The organism is Microcystis sp. M179S2, assembly GCF_020245805.1.
Classification (GTDB): Bacteria; Cyanobacteriota; Cyanobacteriia; order Cyanobacteriales; family Microcystaceae; genus Microcystis; species Microcystis aeruginosa.
The window spans coordinates 1-6,635 of sequence record NZ_JADBUE010000349.1 but is presented as its reverse complement, the minus strand read 5'-3'; the positions used below and the strand labels follow the sequence as shown (position 1 = coordinate 6,635).

Annotated in this window: 6 protein-coding genes; 1 reads left to right on the top strand and 5 read right to left on the bottom strand. The window is 42.8% G+C overall.

Annotated elements, in window-relative coordinates; genetic code table 11:
• Positions 1–300: 300 nt before the first annotated feature.
• From clpB to IM500_RS21975, 4 genes are all read right to left on the bottom strand, one after another.
• Entirely contained in the window at positions 301–2,961 is a 2,661-nt protein-coding gene (gene clpB, locus IM500_RS21990; protein ID WP_190719347.1) for an ATP-dependent chaperone ClpB, read from the bottom strand.
• 92 nt (positions 2,962–3,053) lie between these two features.
• Entirely contained in the window at positions 3,054–3,539 is a 486-nt protein-coding gene (locus tag IM500_RS21985) for a GNAT family N-acetyltransferase (protein WP_185241074.1), read from the bottom strand.
• A 22-nt stretch (positions 3,540–3,561) separates the two neighbouring features.
• Positions 3,562–3,864: a hypothetical protein gene (locus IM500_RS21980; RefSeq protein WP_012266670.1), complete on the bottom strand. Its 303-nt coding sequence runs from the start codon at positions 3,862–3,864 to the stop codon at positions 3,562–3,564.
• Positions 3,865–3,983: 119 nt separating this feature from the next.
• Positions 3,984–4,877 carry a methylenetetrahydrofolate reductase gene (locus tag IM500_RS21975; RefSeq protein WP_185241075.1) on the bottom strand — a complete coding sequence of 298 codons (894 nt, stop codon included), beginning with the start codon at positions 4,875–4,877 and terminating at the stop codon, positions 3,984–3,986.
• Between the two features lie 225 nt (positions 4,878–5,102).
• On the opposite strand from IM500_RS21975, the gene IM500_RS21970 reads away from it, so the two are divergent.
• Positions 5,103–5,828 (top strand): GDSL-type esterase/lipase family protein, encoded by a 726-nt coding sequence (locus IM500_RS21970; RefSeq protein ID WP_190719345.1) that lies wholly within the window; start codon positions 5,103–5,105, stop codon positions 5,826–5,828.
• A gap of 373 nt (positions 5,829–6,201) precedes the next feature.
• On the opposite strand, the gene IM500_RS21965 is transcribed toward IM500_RS21970, so the two are convergent.
• Positions 6,202–6,429, bottom strand: a complete 228-nt coding sequence (locus tag IM500_RS21965) for a type II toxin-antitoxin system Phd/YefM family antitoxin (protein WP_147069289.1) — start codon at positions 6,427–6,429, stop codon at positions 6,202–6,204.
• Positions 6,430–6,635 lie beyond the last annotated feature (206 nt).

Below are 6,635 nucleotides of genomic sequence, written 5' to 3'. Positions count from 1 at the left end.
CTCCCTCCAATGGCTGGCACTTTTTGATTTCAAAAAAGCATAAAGATATTATCCAACAAGGTTTTTACGTAGGGAGGCACAATTATTTGTAGGATGGGTTAGCGGTAGCGTAACATGAGCGGGCGTTGGGTTTCATGCTTCAACCCAACCTACGTTCATCTTATATTTAATTCCACCCACCCACTTAGATTTATTCAGCCAACCATCTGTAAAACCTGTTTAGCTGGATTCACAAGAACTTTTAAGGCAAAATTTTGTTTATGTTGGCTGAATTGGGGTGAATATATCCCCTATCTGGTTTTAATCTGAACTGAGGTTAACCAGAGCTAATTCTAATGTTGTCCCTTCCTTTTCTAACTCCTTTTTGCTAAAACTTAACACCTCATCCAGACAATCAATTACTACCGTATCCCCTTCCATAAAAGCTTGTTCGAGAATTTTTGTGGCCAAAGGATTCTCTAACTCCCGTTGGATAGCGCGTTTTAAAGGTCGCGCACCGTAGGTGGGATCGTAACCAACAGTAACGATATGATTTTCTGCTGCTGCGGTTAATTCTAGATTGATTTTTTGTTCTGCTAATAATCTTTCCAGACGCTGTAATTGCAGACGAACAATGTAACGCAATTCTTCTTTTTTCAGGGTATGGAAAATAATTAAATCGTCGATACGATTCAAAAATTCGGGACGAAAATGACTCCGCAAAGCTGTTAAAACCCGTTTCCGCATCTCCTCATAATCGGCATCTTCGGAAACATTTAAAATATGGTCACTGCCAATATTACTGGTCATGACGATAATCGTATTCCGAAAATCCACCACTCGCCCCTGAGAGTCGGTAATGCGCCCATCGTCAAGCACTTGTAATAAAATGTTAAAAACATCCCGATGGGCTTTTTCCACTTCATCCAATAAAACCACAGAATAGGGACGACGACGCACCGCTTCCGATAGTTGTCCCCCTTCCTCGTAACCCACATAACCCGGAGGCGCGCCGATTAACCGCGAAACCGCGTGTTTTTCCATGTATTCCGACATATCGATGCGAACCATGGCTTCCTCGGAGTCGAATAGTAACCCCGCCAAGGCCCGCGCTAACTCGGTTTTACCCACTCCTGTGGGTCCCATAAATAGGAATGAACCAATCGGACGCGAGGGATCTTTCATTCCTGCGCGTGCGCGTCGAATCGCCGCTGCTACTGCCGTGACTGCTTCATTTTGTCCGACCACTTTTTTCTGTAAATGAGACTCTAATTCTAATAATTTTTGTCGTTCCGATTCCATTAAACGATTGACGGGAATTCCTGTCCACCGGGCAACTATTTCGGCAATATCAGCATCAGTTACCTGTTGTCTTAACAGGGTCGAACCTGCCGCTTGAATAGTTTCTAGTTCTTTTTCTTTTACTTCTAATTCCCCTTGTAAAATTTCTAGTTTGCCATACTTTAATTGGGCTGCTTTATTGAGATCATAAGCTCGTTCAGCCTGTTCCACCTGTAGGCGCAATTGTTCTTCTTCCTCTCGCAATAATTTAATTTCCTCGGCGATATGTTTTTCGGTTTGCCATTGGTCAGCGAGAGGCTTTTGTTTACTTTCTAATTCCTCAATTTCTTCGATAATTCTTTCTAAACGCTCTTGAAAAGCTCGATCTTTTTTCTCCTCTTTTTCTAAGGAGAATTTTTCCATCCGTAACTGCATTAAGCGACGATCTATCATTTCCAAATCGGCGGGTTTAGTGGTACTTTCTACCTCTAATTTGGCCGCCGCTTCATCGACTAAATCGATCGCTTTATCGGGTAAAAAACGATCACTAATATAACGATGGGATAGGGTAGCTGCTGCCACTAGGGCTGAATCGGTAATTGTCACCCCATGATGCAGCTCATAACGTTCTTTTAAACCCCGGAGAATTGAGATAGTATCCTCCACGGAAGGTTCCTTAATATAAACCTGTTGAAAACGTCTTTCTAAAGGGGGGTCTTTTTCAATATGATTGCGATATTCATCTAAAGTTGTCGCCCCAATACAGCGCAATTCTCCCCGAGCTAACATAGGTTTTAATAGGTTGCCCGCATCCATCGATCCCCCTTCCCTAGAACCCGCACCGACAACGGTATGTAGTTCATCGATAAAGAGAATAATTCGCCCTTCTGATTGGGTAACTTCTTTCATGACTGACCGCAATCTTTCCTCGAATTCGCCTCGATATTTTGCCCCAGCGATTAAACTTCCCATATCGAGGGAAATTAACTGACGATTTTTCAAAGATTCGGGAACATCTCCGTTAACAATCCTTTGGGCCAATCCTTCAGCAATAGCGGTTTTTCCTACCCCCGGTTCACCGATTAAAACCGGGTTATTTTTCGACCGTCGCGAGAGGACTTGTACCACCCGTCGAATTTCTTCATCACGACCGATAACTGGGTCTAATTTGCCTTCTTTGGCCGCTGCTGTTAAATCCCGGCCATATTTATCTAAAGCTTCGTATTTTTCCTCTTGATTGGGTTCAGTAACCTTTTGAGTACCGCGAATAGCTTTGATAGCTAATTCTAAATCTTGGGGGTCAAGATTGAAAGTGCGTAAACATTTCCGGCCCACCCTTTCATCTTCGGCAAAACCGACGAGAAGATGTTCGACGGAGATAAATTTATCTTGCCAACTTTCCCGGGATGCTTCCGCGCGATCGAGCAGCAGATCGAGACCACGACCTAGGTATAATTGATCGACGATGGCCACTTTCGGCTGTCGGTTGGTGAAGACTTCTAGCTGTTGTTGCAGTCGCGGAATTTCTATATTAGCTTTTTGTAAAATCCGGGTGGCTAGACCGTTATTCTGCTCTAGGAGGGCAATAATAACGTGTTCCACCTCTAAGGTCTGATTTTTGAAGCGTCGCGCAATTTCTTGCGATTTAACGATCGAATCCCAAGCTTGTTCGGTAAATTTATTCGAGTCTGTGGGTTGCATTCTGCACCAATGAGGAAAGCCAGTGTCAGAGGTATAGTATAGCAAGGAGTCTCGATCGATCACAAAGTTCTAGGCTCGAGAAAGGGTCTGACTTATTGATCACTATTACCCAATTGGGTTAAAGCAGTCCCGGTGAGACGACAAATTTGCCACTCTTGGAAGACCTTAGCCCCCATTTTTCCATAAAAATCGATCGCCAGTTGATTCCACTCTAAGACAGTCCATTCTAAAAGTCCTGCATCCCTAGCGACGGCAATTTTAGCCACAGCCATTAGTAAAGCTTTCCCGATACCTTGACCGCGATAATCGGGTAAAACGAAGATATCTTCTAGGTAAAGCCCCGGTTTAGTTATAAAGGTGGAATAGTTAGCAAAAAATAGGGCAAAACCGACTATTTTACCCTCTACTTCCGCCACCAATGCTTCGATGTAGGGTTTTTCTCCGAATAAATGCTCCCCTAAAGCTTGACTATTTCCTGTCATTAAATGGCTGAGTTCTTGATAGGCCGCTAGGGCGACAATTAAGTCAAAAATAGCCTTGACATCGGTAGCAACGGCAGCACGGATAGAATAATTCATGATTGCTGGTCAAATCTTGATTTTAATGCTGATGATGTTTATGGGGAGATTCAGCAGGGGGAGAATTAAGATTGGAAAAATGGCCGTTATTTAATCCCATCCCAACGCTACCAATACTGAAAAGTCCCATGGAAACAAAACCGGCCGCAATTGTCCCCATGGCCACGGTTCCAATGGAAACTATTCCCATAGGAACAATACCGATGGAAATAACGCCCATGGGAACAATGCCAATAGAAATTATACCAGTGGGAGCAATACCGATCGACAACCATTTTCGCCCACCACAACTATTCTCTTTTTCTTGACCTAGATTGGAATCCATGCTTTTAACCCCGAAGATGCTTTCAGCCTTCCCATCCTAGTTTAGGGGTAGAATTCTTGTCAAAAGACCGCTAGTCAAAATGAAAGTTAATTTTTTATAAAAACTATTGACTTTTCATCTCAGTTATGTATTGGCGGGATACCAGCCATATCGAGAATTTTCGGGACTAAATCCTCCCGTTTAATCGCCATGATGTGGACACCTTGACATAACTGCTGGGCTAATTTTATTTGTTCGGCGGCGATTTTGATACCTTCTTCGAGGGGATGAGGTGCATCAGCGAGTCTTTGAATGATATAGTCGGGAATTTGCACCCCTGGCACATTTTTATTTAAAAATACGGCATTCTTAGCCGATTTTAACAGAAAAATTCCCGCTAGAACTGGTTTATCGGCCAGGGAGGCCACCTGTTGCATGAACTTATCAAGGCACTCGAAATCCGTAACTAATTGACTTTGAAAAAACTGCGCTCCCGCTTCGATTTTACGCTCAAAACGGCTTTGAAGACCAGACCAACTTTTTGACTGCACATCGACGGCAGCCCCAGCAAAAAGTTCTAGGGGTCCATCAGGTAAAGATTTATCGTTAAAGTCAAAACCTTTATTTAATTTATCGATTAATTTTAATAAACGTACCGATTCTAGGTCAAAAACTGCCCTAGCTTTGGGGTGATCTCCTGCTTTGACGGGATCTCCAGTTAAAGCTAGTATATTTCTCAATCCCAAGGCATGAGCGCCCATTAGGTCTGCTTGTAATCCGATCACATTGCGATCGCGACAGGCCATTTGACAGATGGGTTCAATGTCGTGTTGATAGAGAATAGCGGAGGCAGCTAGAGAGGACATTCGCACTACAGCGCGACTGCCATCGGTAATATTAGCCGCATGAACACGATTTTTTAGCCAGAGGGCCATTTCTAGCATATGACTGGCATTACCACCTTTCGGGGGAGTAATCTCGGCTGTAATCAAAAATTCTCGGTCTTGAACCGCACGTCGTAAACGAGTAGTCATCAATTTATCTAGGTTTTAACCATAAATTTTATAGCAGATTTAGCCCAGAAATGGCTCTTAGGCAAGCAATGATCATCGGGCTGTTTTATACTGGTCGGTGTCAGCACCTGGCTGATATCAGATAAGTTAACTGGCAGGAAAAAATTTCTAATGTAGTATAATACACGGACAGTTTAACCAAATTCGTTTACAAGTGTAAAGGACAACCGATTCGATCGAGCGATCATGCAAACTCTTCCTCCTCCTACTAAAGACAAAGACGCAATCATGACCCATCCCCTCAAAATCGTCGCTTTAGGTGATAGCCTTGTGTATGGCTATGGCGACCCCGTGGGTGGCGGTTGGGCCGAGCGCCTACGTCGTTTGTGGATGGAAAGTGCTGGTCATGCCCTGTATAATTTGGGGATTCGCGGCGATCGAGTGGTACAAGTGTCCGAACGTTTAGAACAGGAATTTCGTCTCAGGGGGGAAATTCGCAATCGTCTTCCTGACCTGATTCTTCTCTCCGTCGGTGTTAATGATACAGCCCGTTTAGGCCGGCCCGATGGTCGTACTTATACCGATCACGATCTTTTTCAAACTCAAATCGAACATTTACTCGGCCGGGCCCGTTCTCTTTGCCCGGTTTTGTTTATAGGTATGATTCCCGTGGATGAGCGGAAAATGCCCTTTTTAGATTGCTTTTACTTCAACCATCGCGATCAGTATCGTTTTAAAGAAACCACTAAACAAGCTTGTCTAGAGCAAAATATTCCCTATCTCGATTTATTTGATCTCTGGATGAACCGGGGTGATCTGTGGTGCCAAGAAAGATTAATGCAAGATGGACTTCATCCCAATGTCCAGGGCTATCAATCAATTTTAGAGGATATTTTAAACTGGTCGCCCCTCACCTCCTTTGTCGGTGTGGATGGTTTTATTCAACCTTTCACAGGAATTGCCGAAAAGTGATGTCCTCTGTTCTCAGTGGTTCTAGCGGTGCTACGGAAACCAGAAGAGCCGGTAATATAAGCGAACTTACCCCCTACATATCTACTACAATGCTGAACAGACAATTGCGCTACTCGTTCAAAATGTAGTAAATTAAGGGGCAAAATTTGCCAATCATTGCTCTGAATTTGTGACTCAATCAATTCTCGGAAAGGTGAATCAAAAGTTAATTTTCCCAGACTATATTTGATCGTCATTTTCCAAAAACTACCTTAACTAAGATAAACTAGATTTTCTCTTTCATTAATCATAATTTTATGGTTGTCTCTCAATTGTTTATTATTAATGACATACCAAAGAAATATATGAGTATCTATTAAAAACTTGAGCATAATTATTGATAATCTTCAAAATCAGTTAAAGGGGCATCAAAATCATCGGCTATCACAACTTTTCCCGCAGCACTTCTCGGTTGAAGCAGTGGTTTCTTGGCTAACTTTACAGGACTTAATTTAACTACAGGTTCATTATTTTCTGTGATGATAATTTCTTCACCTTCAAGTCCAGCTTCCCATAACTCATTAAGTTGATTTTTGGCTTGTTTTAATTCAACTGTAGTCATTAGTTTACCTCACTGATTAACAACACAAACATTAGTTTAATCTCAATCAAGAAAAGCGATGGATTAAGTTATATCTAGGGTTTGCTGAATAAATGTGAAATGTAGGCAAGGTAAGAGTTTTGTGGCTTTACGAGCGAAACAGGTGCAAATTTTGAGAGAATCGTCGTTCAAAACCTTGCGTCTTCATCGGCCCGCGTCCTGTAGGG